This is a genomic window from Candidatus Skiveiella danica, assembly GCF_022705245.1.
Taxonomy (GTDB): Bacteria; Pseudomonadota; Gammaproteobacteria; order Burkholderiales; family Burkholderiaceae_C; genus Skiveiella; species Skiveiella danica.
The window spans coordinates 41,342-60,030 of the sequence record NZ_JAKJEW010000007.1; the positions used below are offsets into that span (position 1 = coordinate 41,342).

Annotated in this window: 14 protein-coding genes and 1 riboswitch; of the genes, 1 reads left to right on the top strand and 13 read right to left on the bottom strand. The window is 64.1% G+C overall.

Going from position 1 to position 18,689, the window contains the following annotated elements:
- Position 1 precedes the first annotated feature (1 nt).
- The 12 genes from ribBA to ACMUOY_RS05700 form a co-directional block, all read right to left on the bottom strand.
- On the bottom strand, positions 2-1,120 hold the full coding sequence (ribBA, locus tag ACMUOY_RS05645) for a bifunctional 3,4-dihydroxy-2-butanone-4-phosphate synthase/GTP cyclohydrolase II (protein ID WP_413891723.1): 1,119 nt from the start codon (positions 1,118-1,120) through the stop codon (positions 2-4).
- Positions 1,117-1,761 (bottom strand): riboflavin synthase, encoded by a 645-nt coding sequence (locus ACMUOY_RS05650; protein ID WP_413891724.1) that lies wholly within the window; start codon positions 1,759-1,761, stop codon positions 1,117-1,119. The genes ribBA and ACMUOY_RS05650 overlap by 4 nt, the downstream gene beginning before the upstream one ends.
- A gap of 57 nt (positions 1,762-1,818) precedes the next feature.
- The gene (gene ribD / locus ACMUOY_RS05655) at positions 1,819-2,943 is read right to left on the bottom strand and encodes a bifunctional diaminohydroxyphosphoribosylaminopyrimidine deaminase/5-amino-6-(5-phosphoribosylamino)uracil reductase RibD (RefSeq protein WP_413891725.1); all 1,125 of its coding nucleotides are present in this window, start codon (positions 2,941-2,943) and stop codon (positions 1,819-1,821) included.
- The gene (locus ACMUOY_RS05660) at positions 2,931-3,362 is read right to left on the bottom strand and encodes a type IV pilin protein (protein WP_413891726.1); all 432 of its coding nucleotides are present in this window, start codon (positions 3,360-3,362) and stop codon (positions 2,931-2,933) included. Before ACMUOY_RS05660 ends, ribD begins: the two co-directional genes overlap by 13 nt.
- Before the next feature lie 96 nt (positions 3,363-3,458).
- Positions 3,459-7,001: a pilus assembly protein gene (locus ACMUOY_RS05665; RefSeq protein WP_413891727.1), complete on the bottom strand. Its 3,543-nt coding sequence runs from the start codon at positions 6,999-7,001 to the stop codon at positions 3,459-3,461.
- 13 nt (positions 7,002-7,014) lie between these two features.
- Positions 7,015-7,629, bottom strand: coding sequence for a PilX N-terminal domain-containing pilus assembly protein (locus ACMUOY_RS05670; RefSeq protein ID WP_413891728.1), 615 nt, complete (start codon positions 7,627-7,629; stop codon positions 7,015-7,017).
- A gap of 2 nt (positions 7,630-7,631) precedes the next feature.
- Entirely contained in the window at positions 7,632-8,717 is a 1,086-nt protein-coding gene (locus tag ACMUOY_RS05675) for a PilW family protein (protein ID WP_413891729.1), read from the bottom strand.
- Positions 8,714-9,265: a type IV pilus modification protein PilV gene (gene pilV / locus ACMUOY_RS05680; protein WP_413891730.1), complete on the bottom strand. Its 552-nt coding sequence runs from the start codon at positions 9,263-9,265 to the stop codon at positions 8,714-8,716. The genes ACMUOY_RS05675 and pilV overlap by 4 nt, the downstream gene beginning before the upstream one ends.
- 10 nt (positions 9,266-9,275) lie before the next feature.
- Positions 9,276-9,857, bottom strand: a complete 582-nt coding sequence (locus ACMUOY_RS05685) for a GspH/FimT family pseudopilin (RefSeq protein WP_413891731.1) — start codon at positions 9,855-9,857, stop codon at positions 9,276-9,278.
- Positions 9,858-9,931: 74 nt separating this feature from the next.
- Complete coding sequence (gene nrdR / locus ACMUOY_RS05690; RefSeq protein ID WP_413891732.1) at positions 9,932-10,381, bottom strand: transcriptional regulator NrdR; 450 nt, start codon at positions 10,379-10,381, stop codon at positions 9,932-9,934.
- A 99-nt stretch (positions 10,382-10,480) separates the two neighbouring features.
- On the bottom strand, positions 10,481-11,725 hold the full coding sequence (gene glyA, locus ACMUOY_RS05695) for a serine hydroxymethyltransferase (protein WP_413891733.1): 1,245 nt from the start codon (positions 11,723-11,725) through the stop codon (positions 10,481-10,483).
- A gap of 37 nt (positions 11,726-11,762) precedes the next feature.
- A riboswitch (ZMP/ZTP riboswitch) is annotated at positions 11,763-11,931 on the bottom strand.
- 39 nt (positions 11,932-11,970) lie between these two features.
- Positions 11,971-12,789 carry a transglycosylase SLT domain-containing protein gene (locus ACMUOY_RS05700; protein WP_413891734.1) on the bottom strand — a complete coding sequence of 273 codons (819 nt, stop codon included), beginning with the start codon at positions 12,787-12,789 and terminating at the stop codon, positions 11,971-11,973.
- A gap of 705 nt (positions 12,790-13,494) precedes the next feature.
- On the opposite strand from ACMUOY_RS05700, the gene ACMUOY_RS05705 reads away from it, so the two are divergent.
- Entirely contained in the window at positions 13,495-17,493 is a 3,999-nt protein-coding gene (locus ACMUOY_RS05705; RefSeq protein WP_413891735.1) for a DUF748 domain-containing protein, read from the top strand.
- Positions 17,494-17,535: 42 nt separating this feature from the next.
- Here the strand turns inward: ACMUOY_RS05705 and ACMUOY_RS05710 are convergent, their stop codons facing one another.
- The gene (locus ACMUOY_RS05710) at positions 17,536-18,654 is read right to left on the bottom strand and encodes a 5-methyltetrahydropteroyltriglutamate--homocysteine S-methyltransferase (protein WP_413891736.1); all 1,119 of its coding nucleotides are present in this window, start codon (positions 18,652-18,654) and stop codon (positions 17,536-17,538) included.
- Between the last annotated feature and the right edge of the window lie 35 nt (positions 18,655-18,689).

Below are 18,689 nucleotides of genomic sequence, written 5' to 3' on the forward strand. Positions count from 1 at the left end.
CTTATTCCTTCGGGATGTAACCGGTGATTTCGAGGCCATAGCCGGTCATGCTGGGCATGCGCCGGGGGTTGCCCATGAGGCGCATCTTGTGCACCCCGCATTCGCGCAGGATCTGCGCCCCAATGCCGTAGGTCCGCAGGTCCATGCGGCCGCGCTCGGGGGCCTGGGCGGCGCGAGCCGTCCCTTCAAACTGTTCAAGAAGGCGCTCCGGGCTCTCGCCGCAGTTGAGCAGAACGGCCACGCCTTTGCCCTGGCTGTCGAGGTAGTGCAGGCTGGTGTCCAGGCCCCAGGAATGCATGGAGCGCCTGATCTCCAGCGCGTCGAGCACGGAGAGCGGCTCGTGCACGCGCACCGGCACGGTGTCGCCCGCATCCCAGCGTCCCTTGACCAGCGCAAGATGCACCGACTGGCTGGTCTTGTCGCGAAATGCATGCGCGGTGAACGCGCCGTAAGCGGTCTGCAGCGGGCGTTCACCGATCTTTTCCACCAGCGATTCGTTGCGGCTGCGGTGGTGGATCAGGTCGGCGATGGTGCCGATCTTCAGGCCGTGCTCGGCGGCGAAAAGCTGAAGATCGGGCAGTCGGGCCATGGTGCCGTCGTCCTTCATGATCTCGCAGATCACGGCGCTCGGGGAGCAGCCGGCCATGGCGGCCAGGTCGCATCCCGCTTCGGTGTGGCCTGCGCGAATCAGCACGCCGCCATCCACGGCCTGCAGCGGAAAGACATGGCCGGGCTGCACCAGGTCCGCGGGTTGGGCATTGCGTGCGACGGCGGCCTGGACCGTGCGGGCGCGGTCTGCGGCGGAAATGCCGGTGGTGACGCCTTCGGCGGCTTCGATGGATACGGTGAACGCGGTGCTGTAGAAGGTGCCGTTGCGCGCAGCCATCGGTGGCAGGCGCAGGTGTTCGCAGCGCTCGCGCGTCAGCGTCAGGCAGATCAGTCCGCGGCCGAAACGCGCCATGAAGTTGATGGCCTCGGGCGTGACATGGTCAGCCGCCAGCACCAGGTCGCCTTCGTTCTCGCGATCTTCTTCGTCGACCAGGATGACCATGCGCCCGGCGCGCATCTCGGCAATGATGTCTTCCACCGGGGAGATGGCGACGGGGGACGGTTGGCTCATGCAGTTTCCTTGCGGGTGACGGACAGTTCGGGGCCCAGCATGCGTTCCACATAGCGGGCGATCAGGTCGATCTCCAGATTGACGGGCGCATCGACATGCAGTGCGCCCAGCGCGGTATTCTCGACCGTATGGGGGATCAGGTTGATGCTGATTTCGCAGCCTTGCGGCCCGTCCTGGACACGGTTGACGGTGAGGCTGACGCCGTTGACCGTGATCGAGCCCTTGTAGGCAAGGTACTTCGCGAGCGATGTCGGGGCCAGCACAGCCAGATGCCAGCTTTCGCCGACCTGCTCGAAACGGGTGACGCGGCCGACGCCGTCGACATGACCGGACACGATGTGCCCGCCCAGACGGTCGCTCGCGCGCAGCGCTTTCTCCAGGTTGACCGGGCCCGGTCGGGCCAGGCCGGCCGTCTTGTCCAGTGATTCGGCTGAAATGTCGATGGTGAAGCGGTGCTGCTCGGGCACCAGGGTCGTGACCGTCATGCAGGCGCCATTGAGTGCGATGCTGTCACCGAGGGCCACGTCGTCGAGGTATCCGCCGGGCGCCTCGATGGTGAGGCGCTTGCCGTGGTCTAAAGAGCTTCCCAGGTCGTGGACGGCGGCGATGCGCCCCACGCCGGTGATGATTCCGGTGAACATGGGGACATTTTCGCAGGGATTGGACCGGATCGAAGACCGGCGCAGTGAAAAACCCGGCTAGAACCGGTCCCGCCCGGCGATACGCGCGATGACGCGGAGGTCAGGTCCCATCATTTCTGCAGAGGAAAAGGACAGCGGGACGGCTTGTGCCAGGTCCGTGAGTGGCCCGAAACTGGCCATGCCTTGGCCCTTTCCGATGAACTTGGGCGCAAGGTAGACGACGCACTCGTCCACCAGGCCTTGGGCAAGAAAAGCACCGTTCAGTCGGGACCCCGCTTCAACATGCAATTCGTTGACTTCACGGCGCGCCAGATCGCGCAGCATGGCCGCCAGGTCCACTTTGCCGGGTGTGCCCGCCAGGACCGCTGGCAACAGGATCACGGTGGCGCCCCGCGCTTGCAGCGCGGCGCGGCGCTCGGGGTGGTCGATGGCCGCATAGATGAAGACACGGCGCTGCGCCTCGAACAGGCGGGCGTCGTGCGGTGTTTCGAGCCGGCTGTCCACCACGGCCAGGTGCGGCTGGCGGGACGTGTCCATCAGGCGCACGTCCAGGCGCGGGTCATCATCCAGCACGGTTCCGATGCCGGTCAGCACGGCGCAGGCGCGGGCCCGCCAGGCGTGGCCGTCGGCGCGCGCAGGCTCCGAAGTGATCCACTGGCTGACGCCGTTGTCCAGCGCGGTCCTTCCATCGAGTGAGGCAGCCAGCTTCATCCGCACCCAGGGGACCTGCCGCACCATGCGGCTGAAAAAACCGATGTTGAGTTCCCGCGATTCGTGTGCGCCAGGGCCGACCTCGACCTCGATGCCGGCGGCCCGCAGGCGCTCAAAACCCTGGCCGGACACGAGCGGATTGGGATCGGCAATGGATGCTACGACCTTGCTGACGCCCGCGGCGATCAAGGCGTCGCAACAGGGACCGGTGCGCCCATGGTGGGAGCAGGGCTCCAGCGTGACCCAGGCCGTTGTACCCTGGATGGATTCACGACGCGCCTGCGCGTCGCGCAGCGCCATGATCTCCGCATGGGGGCCTCCAGCCTGCTGGGTGTGACCCTCGCCGATGACCCGTCCTTCCGCTGTGGTCAGGACACAGCCGACCCGCGGGTTGGGGGCTGTAAGGAAAATACCCTTCTCTGCGAGTTGCAACGCCGTCTCAATAGGGCGGCAGTGACTCACTTCCAGCATTCGTCTCGCGTCTTGCCGGTACCCGTGATGGTTCGTACACCCAGCGAGTTCACCCGGAACGCGCCGCAACCATCATTGGCCATGCCGGTGCCGGAAATAGGGGCCATGGTCAGGGTGTAGGCTGACACGGTGACGGTGATGGTATAGCTTCCTGCCGACGTGATGGCGCTGTTGAGCTGGTACATCGCGGTGGTGCTGTCGGCCGGTGACTTTTTCAGATTGGTTGGCATGACCGAAAGGACGCTGGTGCCCGCGCGATCCTGGTCAAAACGGTCATTGGCCGCATAGAACCGTTGCATGAACTGCGCGACCTGAAGCAGTTGGGCCCGCGCATCGGCCCGCCGGGCGCGGGCAACATAAGACGTATACGAAGGCAGCGCAATTGCTGTCAAGACGCCGACAACGGCGACAACGATCATTAGCTCGACAAGTGTGAACCCCGCTATGCGGGCGGGGGATCTTCTGGCGTCCATGAATGTCCTTGGTTTTCCCTGAAAGGAATGCTATTTCTTACTTCAGCGCAGATACAACTGTCGCCATGTGCGATTGACAAAGGCACAGGTTCCCAGCGTGGAGCAGGAAATCCATGTTTCTGGTAATTGCTGTGTGCTGAGTGGCGTGAAGACCGTGTTCAGTCCTGTCGACCGGGTGGTGTTCCGGAGATACCGGGTTCGCCCGTCGGCAGTGTTCTCGTAACCGCTGACGGCAAGGTCGGTCAGTTCGACCGCCTGGTTCCCATTGGTGTCAAACACATTGGTGGACGGCCCTCGCCCTGTCAAGGCTTCGATCACGTAGTTCCATGCCCTGCCCCGGTTGGTCTGCAGGCAGGGGTCATCCGCAACCGCCGATATCGGCGTCATGGTGTCCACCGCGACAATCCTCCCTAGCAGGGTTTCCGGTGGATAGATGACACGCTGTCCGCTGTTGGGCCATTGGATGTACCAGCCCCGCTTGGTCGTCCAGTCGACCGGGTTGCGGGATACGGAATAGTAGTTGACGGTGATCGTGGATGTCGAGAGGTTGGACGCGGTGATGACTTGCGTGGCCGTGATAACGTTCGAAATGGTCTGCAACACCAAGGTGGACGTGCTGTTCAGCGCCACGCCAGAGGGGGTGGTCGTGGTACCGAAAGGCACGCTGTCCCATATGCCATACATGGCCTGCGTGGTGGTCGTGCTCACATCGGTGGTCTGGTAGAGTTTGCCGGTTCCGAACGCCACCACATATCCGCCGAGGGGATGGGTCACCAGGGCGGGTGCCTGGGTGATGGGCTGAGTGGCTGGCCCGGTCCACAGCGGCGAACTCGACAGACCAACACTCCAGCTGGAAGCCGAGTTGCTGGAAAGATCAAACTTCCACATCTTGCCCTTGAGGTCGCCGGCGTAGGCGCCGACGATCACCTTGTTGGCGTCGCGCACCAGACGCACCCCGCCCAGGCCATTGCTGCCGGTATTGTCCACCACGATGCTCTTGATCAGGGCGCCCGTGTTCAGGTTGACGATGTAAAGAACCGCCTGCCCGCCGGCGCTTTCATAGCCATTGCCGAAGACGGCGACCCACTGGCCGCTCTTGGTGTATCCGGTCTGCACGTCACTCAGCACATGCCCGAGGGTGGCAAAGCCACTGGTGGAGGGGTCGATTTCCCATTTTGCGCTGGTTGTGGTCATGGCCATCGGTGTGGTCACATCTAACGCAAAGACCGTCTTGGCGCCAGCACCTGCCGTACCGATCAGCAGATTGGTCCAGGTGCAGGGGAATGAGCCCAGGCACGCGTCAGCCTCGACGTTCGGTCCGTCGACGAAGTACCGGTGGGCATAGGTTCTCTGGGCCAGCTGATGCATGTTGGGCATGACCGCCTTGGGGACAAAGGCAAACACCTCAGCGCCGGTGGTGTCACGGAATCCGTGCAACATGCCATCGTTGGCGCCCACGAACAGAACGCCTTCGGTGCGCGCCGCCTTGGTGTTGATGTAAGTCCGGTAGGTTGTACGGCCGTCGGTACCGGTGGGCAGTTTTTCATAGTCCATGTCCAGAACACCGGCGTCGATGGCAATCGTTGCGGTGGCGGCGCCGCCGATGTACACAGGCGTCGAGTTCACGATGTCGCCGAGCAGGGCTTCGCGTGGCCGGTAACGCGCACCCGCAGGATTTTCATTGGACTGGTCGCCGCGCAGGTAGTTGATCAGGTTGGTGCTTGCGCCGTAGACACCCGTGGGAGACCCGGCCATGACGTAGCTGTTGGACGCGTTGAACTCGCCATAGCTGGTGCCATTCCAGGCGATGATCTTGCGCGACCCATGCGCAGGTATGCCGTTGTAGTTGGTGGTGGTCGTTCCCACCGTGACAGAGCCGACCACCTGCCAGGCGACGCTGGTCTCTGCGCCCGATGCAGGATCCAGATTGGAGGCCACCACGTTACCGATCCAGGCCCCGGTGGTGTAGTTGGGCGTGTATTTGCGCGTGCCAGTGTTCAGGCTGAGGGTTGACGCAGCCACGCCGGACTGGGTGGACGTGACCCGGTTGATCTCCTCCAGCATGTCTTCAATGGCTTCGGTCAGATCGTCGGCATTCTTGGCGCTCACCATCTGGCCGCGCCCGTTGATGGCGGCATGCCACATGTCGTCCACGGCGCTGGGGTTGTTGGTGGTCGGGGCGGGCCAGGTGGTCGTTCCGGACTTGAGCTGAGCAATCGTCGTCGTGGTTTGCGCCAACGTTCCGTAGATGCCGAGGCCAATGGCATAGGTGCCCATGTTTTGCCAGAACGAGGGGTTGCCCTCGGAAATCGACGTCGCGGGCACCGGTGTGACCCGGTTCTGCAGATCGGTGCGAAGGTCGGTCACCCAGTACTTCATCGCGATATCGGCCATGGTGTTTGCCGTGGTGCTGCGGTACATGCGGGTGTTCATGTCGGCCACTGTGCCGGTGTATTTGTAGCTCCGGTTGGCCACAGTCCCGCCCACCGTGTACGTGCCCGTGATGGTCGAACTGTCGGCGCTGTCCACGCTGGTGAGCGTGAAACTGTCGTTGTAGTAGCCGTCCGTCATGTGCAGGGCGTACGAACGGCGGCAGGAGACGTGGGTCGAGTCGGCGGCGGCGGCCGACGTGATGGCAGTGGTGGCGGTGGTCGGATTGGTGGACCACGGGCCTGAGTTGTCTGCGCGCTGGTAATACTGGCCCACACGGTCCAGGGCTTTTCGCCCGGGCGTGCTGCCGCTGGCGCCGACCCCGTAGAGCCAGGTGAAAAAGGCACTCTTGCGGGCATCGGTGAACAAACCCACGCCGGAGCCGACCTGGCTGTTGTCATCGAGATCGGCGTTCATCTTGGCCCAGCCGATCCGGAACGTGGCGCCCTGCGGCTGGAAGGCCAGGCCCAAACCGGTCTTCGCGAGGTCACTGCGGTTGGAGTGGTAAAGCTTCCAGTTGGCGTAGTTCTGGCGTTCCTCGGTCAGGGTGCAGGCAGCGCCGGAGCAATCGTCGCGCGCCGCGAACTTGGGGAATGAGTAGACGCCCGTCGTCGACACCCTGTTGGGGTAGGACAGCCCCGCGGTGGCTCCGACGGCCAGCAGACCGGTGGCAGGGGTGTAGGCCGGATTGGTGCTGGTGCCAAAGTAGCTTGACGCGGTGGCGCCGTCGCTGCCGCCCGGCCAAGGTACGTTGTTGCCAGAAGAATTGCGGTAGAAATACACCGGGAACGATGAAGTCGGCAGGGTGCCTGCCACTTTGTAGGTGCCATCGGCATTGATGCGCCGCTTGTATTTGATCCGTGGGTCGTAGTACAGGCGGTTCACGTCCGGCGAATACTGGGCGATGCTCGTGCCGCCCGACGGCCCCAGCAAGCCGTTGCCACTCCCGTCGACCGCACCATACTGGTAGATGTAGGTGTTGTCCATCGAGCCTGAGTCATCAAAAATCAACATCAGGTTCGGTTCCACTCGACCGCTCTGGGTCAGCAGCGGGGTCTGGGCGATCTGGGCATGCGCAACCAGCGTCGCGGCGGCGACCAGCAGGGCCAACAGGCCCTTTCGAAAGAGTTTGTACAGGTGGATAGGCCCGAACATGGCGCTGACTCCTCTATTGAAGTTCCAGGGTGGACTGCAACCAGACTTCGCTGCCGATGGGGCGGGTGCGCGAGTTGTCGGCGGCAGGGACTTCAGGACCGAAGCCCCGCGACGTGATGGTGAGAACGCTGAGATAGGACTGGGCCACGTCGGGCATGGCGCGCTGGATCATGCATTCCGGAGGACGTGCGAACGTCGTGGTGACACCGGACAGGTTGACGGTTGAAATCGGCAGGATCAGCTGGCCGTTGTCGGTGGTGGTGTCCCAGTTCGTCGTGACCACAGCCGTGGACGTGGCGCCCAAGGCCGGTGAAGCCGCGACGTTGGCAAGCGCCAGGGCTGAGATCGCCGAGCCAGAAGGCGAGGTGAAGGCAAAGGTGCCGGTGCCTTCGTTGACCAGGTTGATGGCGGCATCTTCGCAATAGCGCAAGGCCGTTTCTGCGGCCTGGGTCGCCAGTTGAGTCTGGCGCAGGTTGGCGTTGATGCCTTCGCTGGACGTCGCGTTGCGCACGGTAATGGCGGCAAGCAGCGAGATGATGATCAGCATGATCATGGCCACCATCAGCACCACGCCTGCCTGGCGCGAACGCACAGGCAGTGTCTTGAAGGATTGGCGATTGACGATCATGACTATTGGTTTCGCAGGAGTACTGTTGTGGTGTACGCTCGTCGCATCCGCCGATCAGTTGGTGTGACCAGGTTGCCCGAACAATCGAGATATTGCGCCGGGCTATCGAATACTGCCGCGTTCTCGCTACGCACGAGCACACAGACCCGTACCGCCTGCACGGCGTCCCAAGCCTTCCAGATCATGGCGCCCGTCGATACTCCGTTCTGGAAGGCGAAACCGGTGCCCGAAACCAGGTCGCTCAGGGAAAAAGTGCTGGTGGTCGGGAACGCGACAGTCCATGTCGGCGTCCACATGGATGGCTGACTGAAGGTCAGGCTCCCGTTGAGCGCGGCCGTGCTGCCGATCAACTCGGCGGCCGTCATGTAGCCGAGCACGAACTTGGCCGCCACGCCCGGACTGTTGTCGCCGAAACTACGGGGCTGCCCGGGGTTGGAGACGCCGTACGTGATCCGCATGTTCTCAATGTTCTCGACGAGGGGCTGCGGGTTCGTCGAGGCGGCATTGCCTTTGCAATACAGGCTTGGACTCGTGATGTAGGTCGATGTGCCGATGAAGAAGCGGTTTTCTGCCTCATACACAGTCGTAGTGGTCACAACGTTGAGCGAGGTGGTGACCGTTCGCGACACGCCGGTCAGCCCGTTTCCAAGGCAGTCCGTCGGGACGCCTGCATTGGTCGGCACCGTGTTGTAGCGGTCGGCCTCGTAGCCGATCGAGATCGACGAAGGACTGGCGCCGTTGGGGCAGGTTAGCGCAGCGGTGGTCGTGGCTGAGGTAACGTTCGAAAACGTGGTGTCGCAGCCCCGGATGATGTAGGGGTTGCTCAGGAGGTTGTGCAAGGTCGTGGTGTTGCGGTTGGGTTGCGCTGGGTTGACCCCTGCCATGCGCAATTGCTGGGTCATGATGGTGAGGGCAGCTTGGGCATCCTCGTTCATGCGCCCGGTAGCTTCGGCTACACGGGCCGCCCCGGCTGCCGAAAGGTAGGCCGTGATCACCGCAATGCTGATGACGAGGCCGATGGCCAAAGAAACCATCAGTTCGACCAGGGAGAAACCAGCCTGCCGGCCGGAGAGGCGGCCTATTGTCATAAGCGGAACGGGGCGTAGACGCAGCGCGGAGCCGGCGAAAGGCCGAGGCTGGCCACTGCAGAGGGGCAGTTGTCGCTTCCGCCCGTACTGAAAGTGCCCAGATTCCCAGGCTCCTGCCAGATGACCCAGACGTTGCCGATTGTGGGGGCGGCGTTGTTCGGAATGGTAACGGTGATGCCGCCGTTGGGCAGCTGCCGTTTAACCTGGAAGTCCACCGTGGCGACGTCCATGGTTGCCAGCGAGGTGGCTGTGCAATTGGGGAAGCTGCAGGTGCTACCCGATGGCATGCTGCTGGGCACCGTAGAGGTGGCAGAGAACGTGCTCGTCACGTAACTCAGCGAGCCGGACGAGTTTGCACGCATGCGTTCGACCAGGTCATTGGCTGCCACGACGGCCACCGAGCGGTTGCCCGAGAGCTTGGGCAGCTGGACCGCATAGGTCAGGAACCCCCCGAGTGCAAGCAGGCCAAAGGACAGGATAAGGATGGCGACGAGCGCTTCAATCAGCGTGGATCCGCGATTTCGTCTGAAGTAGTTTACGGACGACATAGGCTTGCGATTAGCGGTCTGTTGCCGTTGAACAACTCGTGGTGCCATCCCCCACGACGCGGACACGCCCGGACGGACTGACGCACAGAGTTCTTTGTTGGGCATTCGTCATGGAGAAATTGCTCCCGACCTGCAGCTGGGTTGCTGAACTCAGATTCTTCATCCGCCCGTTTGCTGTGAACTCGAACTTGGTTGACGAACTGCCGCCGCTTTCAAGAAAGCTATCCACGGTAGTAATCGCTGGCTGAATCCGCAGCAACTGGTCACCGCTGTTATATGAATTGCTGTTATCTCGGTCTTCAAAGACCAGCCACCCGCTGACCCATCCATTGCCATTCGGACCAGAACCTGTTCCGCAAGTTGGCGAGGCGGCCTCAGGTACGTTGCTCCGGCACATGATCACAGCGCCGCCACGACGGATCGCTTCGCTGCGCGCAAAGCGCATGTCGGACATAAAGGTATTGACCACGCTTGACACATTGTTCGAGCGGATGAGGTTGACAAAGGAGGGGCCGGCCAGCGCCGACAGGATGGCAAGAATGGCAATCACCGTTGCCAGTTCAATAGCGGTTACACCCCTACTGCTTCTCATCGTTGAAGTATGCACGAGCTGGCAGCGCGCCCCAGGCCGTTTCCGACGAACGGCAGCACTGTTGGTTTCAGCGGTCAGCGCCGGACCTCGTCCACCAGCGTCTTGAAGTCGTCGATGTCTTCAAAACTGCGGTAGACGCTGGCGAAGCGGATGTAGGCCACCTTGTCGAGCTTCTTGAGCTCGCGCATGACCAGTTCGCCGATGCGGCTGGAAGGGACTTCGCGCAGGCCCAGATTCAACAGCTTTTCCTCGATGCGCTCGATGGCGCTGTCGATCTGGTCCGTGCTGACCGGGCGTTTGCGCAGGGCCAGGTTGAAGGACGCCAGCAGCTTGGCGCGCTCGTAGTCGATGCGCCGGCCATCCTTCTTGGCGATGGCCGGGAAGCTGACATCGGGCCGCTCATAGGTCGTGAAGCGCTTTTCGCAGGCGCCACACTGCCGGCGACGGCGGATGAAATCCCCATCTTCGGCAATCCGGGTCTCGACGACCTGGGTCTCGAGGTGGCCACAAAACGGGCATTTCATGGCGTTTGACCCCGATTTTCTGGCCTTTTTGCCATCATCCCAGCGCAGAGCGGTCGCAGGCAGCTATGAATATGTGAGTTCCTGCGCATCGTTCTGGGCTCAGCGGTAGACCGGGAAGCGGCTGGTGAGCGCGTTCACCTTGGCGCGCACCGCCTCGATATTGGCCGCATCGCGCGGGTTGTCGAGCACGTCGGCGATCAGGTTGGCCGTCAGGCGGGCTTCCTCGTCCTTGAAGCCGCGGGTGGTCATGGCCGGGGTGCCGATGCGCACGCCGCTGGTGACCATGGGCTTTTCCGGGTCGTTGGGAATCGCGTTCTTGTTGATGGTCATGTGCGCGCTGCCCAGCACGGCCTCGGCTTCCTTGCCCGTGATGCCTTTGGCCCGCAGGTCGACCAGCATGACATGGCTTTCGGTGCGGCCGCTGACGATGCGCAGCCCGCGCTGGGTCAACGTCTCGGCCACCACCTGGGCGTTCTTCACAACTTGCTGCTGGTACGCCTTGAAGGACGGTTCCAGCGCTTCCTTGAAGGCCACCGCCTTGGCGGCGATCACATGCATCAGAGGGCCACCCTGCAGGCCGGGGAAGATGGCGCTGTTGATGGCCTTTTCATGCTGGGCCTTCATCAGGATGATGCCGCCGCGGGGGCCGCGCAGGCTCTTGTGGGTGGTGGAGGTCACCACGTCGGCATGCGGGACGGGGTTCGGGTAGACGCCGGCGGCGATCAGGCCGGCGTAGTGCGCCATGTCCACCATGAAGATGGCGCCAACATCCTTGGCCACCTTGGCAAAGCGCTCGAAATCGATCCGCAGGCTGTAGGCCGAGGCGCCGGCGATGATGAGCTTGGGCTTGGTCTCATGCGCCTTGCGCTCCATCGCCTCGTAGTCGATGGCCTCCTGGGCGTCCAGCCCATAGCTGACGACGTTGAACCACTTGCCGCTCATGTTCAGGGGCATGCCGTGGGTCAGATGGCCGCCTTCGGCCAGGCTCATGCCCATGATGGTGTCGCCGGGCTTCAGGAAGGCCAGGAAGACCGCCTCGTTGGCCGAGGCTCCGCAGTGGGGCTGCACGTTGGCGCAATCGGCACCGAAGATCTGTTTGACGCGGTCGATGGCGAGTTGCTCGGCGATGTCCACGTACTCGCAGCCGCCGTAATAGCGCTTGCCGGGGTAGCCCTCGGCGTATTTGTTGGTCAGCTGCGTGCCCTGCGCGGCCATGACGGCGGGCGAGGCGTAGTTTTCGCTGGCGATCAGCTCGATGTGGTGTTCCTGACGCGCGTTCTCAAGCTGGATGGCATTGAAAAGCTCGGGGTCGGTTTGTTCAATCAGAATGTTGCGGTCGTACATGGCAGTCCTTCAAGACGGGTGAACCTTGTGCGGTGACAAGGGCTGCCCAGGCGAACGGCTGATCACCCGGCCAAGCAGCCCTGAAAGAGCTGTTGCGGGCGGTGCGCTTCCCAGTGGTTGTCCTCTGGCAGGGCCAGACGGGGGTCCACGTCGGCACGGCTCATCCGCAGGGGACGCCGCGCCTATCGCCAGTTGCGCACGGGGTCAAGTGTAGCCGAGCCGGACGCGCCGGCCCCGGGCACGGATCACAGGCCGACGTAGGCGGCCACTTTTTCCTCGCCGGAAGGCTGCTTCATCGATCCAACGGTGGGGACGATCGAAGCGTTGGCGGGTGGGCTGGTCGGCACGGCACGGCCTTTGGCGACCTGCGCCAGGCGGGCATGCTCGCCCATCACCTTGCCAGCGTAGCCGCCGTCACCCTCGTTGTTGCCGGCGCCGACGTACAGCTTCAGGCCCCCTTCGACCGAACCGGCACGGGCAATGCATTCCTGCAGCACCTTCACGCCAACCCGAAGGTTGGTCACCGGATCGAAAGCAGCCAGCTTGCCGCCGAAGTTCTCGTACTTGTCCGAGTGGATATGGGTCATGACCTGCATCAGCCCTTGGGCGCCGACGGCGCTCTGGGCGAACGGGTTGAAGCTGGACTCGACAGCCATGATGGCCAGGATCAGGGTCGGGTCGAGTCTGGCACGCTGGCCTACTTCATAGGCCTCGACCACCAGCGCACTCAAGGGCTCCGGTGCCACCCGGTACTTTTTGCTGAGCCAGTAGGCCACGGCAGCCTGTTCCCGGGGCAGATCCTTGGGGTTGGTTGCGGTGGCGCGATCCACCGCTTCAAGTTCGGGCTCCATGCCGAGCACGGCGGCCTTGCGGGCCTGGAGCCAGCTGACGAGCTGCTCCTCGCCAGCCTGACGCAGGTCGGGCCGGGCGGTCAGGGTCACCACGGCAAACACGACGGCCAGGCCGACAAGGGCGAAGCTGTTGTGCGTGATTTCAAAAAAGCCTTCGGCGATGTCACTTGCAAAAGTTCGCAAGCCTTGGGCGGCACTTCTTAACGCTGTCATAGCACTTCCTTTCTACGCTTTGGCTCTGACGGGCTCTGCTACAGGCAGCATCACACGGCAGGCTACTCGTTTGGATTGGTACGCAATCAATTCAGCAGGGTCTCGGGGAGACGGTTTTGAGCGGAACTGACCTGGCCGATGGGACGGCAGCGGGTTCGGGTTGTCCCTAGGTTTTGGGGGACAGGCGGATTCTAGGTGGCGTATTAATATCAGGTCAAGACTTAAAAATAGATGTGTTAGATTAATTTTGGTATAAAAAGTGGCGCTTTTTTCTCGGATTCCGGCCGAAGGTGGTGGCCAAACGGAAGAATGTGCGCAGCGAGTTGCAACAAGCAATCGTTGGCCTGAACATCATTGGCAAGCTGTATTGGATGGCGACCGCCCCGCGGGATTACACTGAACCTGCTTGAGTGAAATCGAGCATTCCCGCCGATGGAAACCGCTTGACTGCGATTCGCAGACTCGGTGGCAACCCCGGCGATCTCCGGAGGCAATCCCTTGCCTCCTGCGCAACGTGGAACATCCCGCTTCCCGTTGCCAAAGCCGACGGCAGGGACGTTCGTCCGCCGTCAAGCCCGGGCGGTCGGCCCTGCGCCGGCCGCCCGGGCTTTCTCATTTTCAGCTTGCGGTTTGATGCAGGCCCAAGCCCAGGCGCTGGCAACCGTGGCACCATTGCGTTTTTGACGCCGGCACGGAAATCCGCCCATGAACCTGCAGACAATCAAGAGTCACAAATGGGCGCGCCGCGCCGGGTGGGCCGTTGCCGGGGTGCTGACGCTCTGGGCGCTCGGCTGGCTGGCGGTGCCGCCGCTGCTCAGGCACCAGGCCCAGAAGATCGCCAGCGAGAAGGTCGGGCGCACGGTGACGTTGGGGGCGGTGGACTTCAAGCCTTGGACGATGGAGCTCACCCTGTCCGACCTGGCCGTTGCCACGGCCGACGGCAAGGCGGACCAGGTGCGCATCAAGCGTATATATATGGATGGTGAACTGCAGTCCCTGGTGCGGATGGCGCCGGTGGTGGACGCGATCACCGTGGACGAGCCCGTGGCCCGGCTCACCCACCTGGGGGGTGGCCGCTATGACGTTGACGACATCATCACGAAGCTCACGCCGCCACCGGACCAGCCGCCCGGCGAGCCGGCACAGTTCGCGCTGTACAACCTGGCGCTGAACGGCGGCTCGTTCGATTTCATCGACAACGCGGTGGGCAAGACGCACACCGTGCGCGACCTGCGGCTGGGTGTGCCTTTCCTGAGCAATCTGGGCTCCCGGCGCGAGGTCTTCACCGATCCGTTGCTGGCCTTCAGGCTCAACGGCAGTGCGTTCGATTCCTCCGCGCGGACCACGCCCTTCGCGCAGACCCGCAAGACCGACGCCAGCCTGAAGCTGCAGGCACTGGACCTGAGCCCCTATCTGGGCTACCTCCCTCCCAGCCTGCCCGTGCACCTGAAGTCGGCCGTGCTGGACATGGACGTCAAGCTGGCGTTCGAGCAGAACCCGGCACCGGCGGTGCGCCTGAGCGGCGCGGTCCAGATCAGCCGGGTGAAGCTGGCGGATGGCAAGGATGAAGACTTGCTGGCCTTCGATCGTCTCCAGTTGGGCCTGGCGGACGTGCGCCCGCTGGCGCGCGCGGTGAAGCTTTCGTCTGTCGAGCTGAACCAGCCGCTGCTGACCGTACACCGGGCGCGCGACGGCCGCTTGAACCTGGACTTGAGCGCGCCACCCGCCGGGGAGGCGAAACAATCACCAAAAAAGATAGCGGATAAAGACCGTCTGGCGCTGGAAAAGAAGGAAAAGGAAGCCTCGTCTTCGCCTTCGGATGCCTGGAAGGTCGATGTGGCCTCGGTGGCGGTTCGCGGCGGCCAGGTGGACTGGATCGACGACACGACCGCGGTGGGCAAGGGCCCGTCGGCCCGGCTGGGCCTGCGCGACCTGAGCCTGGATGCCACGGGCATCGCCCTGCCGTTCGGGGTGCCCGGCGTGCAGGCGATTCCCTTTCGGGGCAGCGCGGCAATCGAGGCGGGCAAAGGCCCGGGCTCGACGTCACCGGGCGCTGGCACGACAACGGCAGCGGGCCTGACGTTCAGCGGATCTGCACTCGACACCGCGGCCAGCATGACGGCCACCGTCAGCGCCTTGCCGCTGTCGCTGGCCGCACCCTATGTGGCCCAGTTTCTGGAGCCCACGCTGGCGGGCACCTTGAACGCCGCCGTCGGCGTGAACTGGACGCTGGGAGCCAACCTGCCCGCCATCCAGAAGGAAAAGGGCAGCCGCTATGAACTGAAACTCAGGGTGGACAGGCTGAACCTGGACAAGCTGGCGCTGAACCAGGGCAAGGCGGCGCTGGCTTCCGTCCAGGCGATTGAGCTGCAGGATGCGCAGATCGACCCGGTGGCGCAGAGCGTCGTGCTGGGCAAGCTGGTCGTGACCAACCCGAAGGCGAAGATCGAACGCGACAGCGGTGGGCGCTGGATGGTCGAGCTGTGGCTGAAGGGCGGCGCGCCGACAGCGAACGCGCCCCAGGGCCAGGCCCAGGCCGCAGCTGCGGCGCCGGTGGCGGTGGCTTCAAGCCCCTTCAGCGCCTCATCGGTCGGGGCGACACCGGCGACCAATCCTTGGAAAGTGGCCGTCAACGATTTCCTTCTCCAGGGCGGCACGCTGGGCTGGAACGACGCGGCCCACGCGCGGCCGGCTGCGTTCGAGGTCTCGGGATTGCGGGTGGCACTGAAGAACTTCGCGCTGGACGGCAAGAAACCGGCGTCGCTGGAGGTGGTGGCGCGCGTCGGCGCGGGCCGCACCGAGCCGGGGCGTCTGAGCTACCGCGGCACCGTCGGCCTGAACCCGATGCGCGCGCAAGGTGCGGTGGACGTGGTGAACCTGCCGGTGCATGCCCTCGAACCCTATTTCGGCGACCTGCTCAATATCGAACTGCTGCGCGCCGACGCCAGCTTCAAGGGATCGGTGCAGTTTGCCGCGCTGGAGGCCGGCCCCCAACTGCGCCTCAGTGGGGACTCGGCCGTCGAGTCCTTGCGTGCCAACAGTGTGGCCGGCACGGCCGCAGCGGGTGCCCGCCCTGGTGCCCCAACCGGGTCTGGCACTCCCACGCGCGCCGGTACGACCGGCGACGAGGAACTGCTGGCCTGGAAGGCGTTGAACCTGCGCGGCCTGGACGTCACGCTGGCGCCGGGTTCACCGGCCCGGGTTGACGTGCGGGAGACGGTGCTCAGCGACTTCTACGCGCGGGTGATCCTCAATGAGGAAGGCCGCCTCAACCTGCAGGACCTGGTCAAGGCCCAGGGCGGCGCCACGGCGCCCCCAACGCCGGCGCAGGCGGCGGCCTCCGGCCCTGAAAATGATCCTAAAAAGATAGCAAACAAAGACCCATCGACGATGGGATCTGGCCAAAATGAGTCAAAATCTGGTGCGACAAGCCCCCCGCAGGCCGCTGCCGCGCCCGCAGGCCCGGCGCCGGTCATCAATGTCGGCCCGATCAACCTGGTGAACGGACGGGTGTACTTCTCCGACCGCTTCATCAAGCCCAATTACTCGGCCGATCTGAGCGAGCTCAATGGCAAGCTCAGCGCTTTTTCCAGCGTGTCGCCCACCGGATCCCCCCAGCTGGCGGACCTGGACTTGCGCGGACGCGTCGGGGCTACTGCCTCGCTTGACATCCTGGGAAAGCTCAACCCGCTGGCCAAGCCGCTGGCGCTGGACATCCAGGGCAAGGTGCGCGATCTGGAGCTGGCGCCGCTGACGCCGTACTCGGTCAAGTACACCGGCCATGGCATCGAGCGCGGCAAGCTCAGCATGGATGTGAGCTACCGGGTGCAACCCGACGGGCAGCTGACGGCCAGCAACAACATCGTGCTCAACCAGCTGTCCTTCGGCGAGAAGGTGGAAGGCTCGACGGCCAGTCTGCCGGTCAAGCTGGCGGTGGCGCTGCTGGCTGACCGCAATGGCGTGATCGACATCAACCTGCCGATCTCGGGCTCGCTGAACGACCCGCAGTTCAGCCTGGGCTCGGTGATCCTGAAGGTCATCGTCAACCTGATCACCAAAGCCATCACCGCGCCGTTCACCTTGCTGGCCAGCGCCTTCGGGGGCAGCGGTGGCGAGGAGCTGGGCACGGTGCCCTTCGCGCCCGGCAGCGCCGCGCTCAGCGCGCAGGCCACCGCCGGCCTGGACCGGGTGGCCAAGGTGCTGGCCGATCGACCGGTGCTGATCATGACCGTGACCGGCATGGCCCGCCTCGATGTCGAACGTGAGGGCTACAAGCGTGAGCGCCTGCAAGCCCTGGTGGTGGCCGAGCAGCGGCGCGCCCAGGGAGGCGGCACCGCGACGGTGACGGTGAGCCCGGCCCAGTACCCGGAACTGCTGAAGGCCGTCTACCGGCGCGCCGACATCACCAAACCGCGCAACCTGGTGGGCCTGGCCAAGGACATTCCGGTGCCGGAGATGGAGGCGCTGCTGCTGGCGGACATCCCCGTCACGGAAGAGTCCATGCGCGAACTGGCCCTGCAGCGCGGCGTGGCGGTGCGGGACTACCTGGCTACGCGCCAGCTGCCGCTGGAGCGGCTGTTCCTGGGTGCGCCCAAAACCACGGCTGACAAAGCGCCCTCGACTGCGGGTGCCGCAGCCTCCGCCTCCGGCCCGACGGAGGCTGCCTGGACGCCACGCGCCGAACTGGCGCTGACGATCAAATAGCGGGGACTTCTCGGGCCGCGCCGTGCGGCCCGCGTGCCATGCTCAGGCGTCGCCCCAGACTTCCTGCGCCGTTTCGATCACCAGCCGCAGCTTGGCGCGCTGGGCTTCGACCGCGATGTTGTTGCCGTGCACGGTGCTGCTGAAGCCGCATTGCGGTGACAGGCCCAGCTGGTCCAGCGGCGCGTACTGGGCGGCCTCGGCGATGCGGCGCTTGAGGTCGTCCTTGCTCTCCAGCGTGCCGAACTTCGTGGTCACCAGGCCCAATACGACCATCTTGCCTTTGGGCAGGAAGCGCAAGGGGCGGAAGTCGCCGCTGCGGTCGTCGTCGTACTCCAGAAAGTAGGCGTCGATGTCCATTTCCTTGAGCAGCGCCTCGGCCACGGGTTCGTAGTTGCCCGCAGCCGCGTGCGTGCTCTTGAAGTTGCCGCGGCACAGGTGCATGGCCAGGGTCATGCCGGCCGGCTTCTGCGCCACCACCTTGTTGACGAACTGGGCGTAGCGGTGCGGCAGTTCGTTGGGGTCGTCCCCGCGCTGGCGGGCCGCTTCGCGCATCTTTTCGTCGCACAGATAGGCCAGGTTGGTGTCGTCCATCTGCACGTAGGTGCAGCCCGCGGCGGCCAGGCTGCGCAGCTCGTCGCCATAGGCGCGCGCCACGTCGTCGTAGAAGGCCGGATCGAGCTCGGGGTAGGCCTCCTTGCTGATGCCGGCGCGTCCGCCGCGGAAGTGCAGCATGGTGGGGGACGGAATCGACACCTTGGGGGTGCGTCCCGCCGAGACCTGGCTCTTGAGGTACTGGAAATCCGCCAGCTGGATGTCCTTGGCATGGCGCACCTTGTCAATGACACGGATCACCGGTGGGGCCAGCTCCTCGGTGCCGTCGGGCTTGCGCACGGTGACCGGGATGTCGGTCTTCACGCCGCCGAGTTGCTCAAGGAAGTCAATGTGGAAGTAGGTGCGCCGGAATTCGCCGTCCGTGATGCTCTTCAGCCCCACGTCTTCCTGAAACTTCACGATCTCGGTGATGGCCTTGTCTTCCACCGAGCGCAGCTGCTCGGCCGTGATCTGGCCCGTGGCCTTTTTCTCGCGCGCCTCGAGCAGGTATTGGGGACGCAGGAAGCTGCCGACGTGGTCGTAGCGGGCGGGAAGATGGGGGATGGTCATGGGGTGTCTCCTGATCGTTGGGTCTTGCGAAGACG

Coding starts and splice junctions, on each gene's coding strand:
- ACMUOY_RS05670 (WP_413891728.1), bottom strand. CDS start 7,629: ATGATCGTCAATCGCCAATCCTTCAAGACACTGCCTGTGCGTTCGCGC.
- ribBA (WP_413891723.1), bottom strand. CDS start 1,120: ATGAGCCAACCGTCCCCCGTCGCCATCTCCCCGGTGGAAGACATCATT.
- ACMUOY_RS05675 (WP_413891729.1), bottom strand. CDS start 8,717: ATGACAATAGGCCGCCTCTCCGGCCGGCAGGCTGGTTTCTCCCTGGTC.
- ACMUOY_RS05660 (WP_413891726.1), bottom strand. CDS start 3,362: ATGATCGTTGTCGCCGTTGTCGGCGTCTTGACAGCAATTGCGCTGCCT.
- ACMUOY_RS05705 (WP_413891735.1), top strand. CDS start 13,495: ATGAACCTGCAGACAATCAAGAGTCACAAATGGGCGCGCCGCGCCGGG.
- ribD (WP_413891725.1), bottom strand. CDS start 2,943: ATGCTGGAAGTGAGTCACTGCCGCCCTATTGAGACGGCGTTGCAACTC.
- pilV (WP_413891730.1), bottom strand. CDS start 9,265: ATGTCGTCCGTAAACTACTTCAGACGAAATCGCGGATCCACGCTGATT.
- ACMUOY_RS05650 (WP_413891724.1), bottom strand. CDS start 1,761: ATGTTCACCGGAATCATCACCGGCGTGGGGCGCATCGCCGCCGTCCAC.
- ACMUOY_RS05685 (WP_413891731.1), bottom strand. CDS start 9,857: ATGAGAAGCAGTAGGGGTGTAACCGCTATTGAACTGGCAACGGTGATT.
- glyA (WP_413891733.1), bottom strand. CDS start 11,725: ATGTACGACCGCAACATTCTGATTGAACAAACCGACCCCGAGCTTTTC.
- nrdR (WP_413891732.1), bottom strand. CDS start 10,381: ATGAAATGCCCGTTTTGTGGCCACCTCGAGACCCAGGTCGTCGAGACC.
- ACMUOY_RS05700 (WP_413891734.1), bottom strand. CDS start 12,789: ATGACAGCGTTAAGAAGTGCCGCCCAAGGCTTGCGAACTTTTGCAAGT.
- ACMUOY_RS05665 (WP_413891727.1), bottom strand. CDS start 7,001: ATGTTCGGGCCTATCCACCTGTACAAACTCTTTCGAAAGGGCCTGTTG.
- ACMUOY_RS05710 (WP_413891736.1), bottom strand. CDS start 18,654: ATGACCATCCCCCATCTTCCCGCCCGCTACGACCACGTCGGCAGCTTC.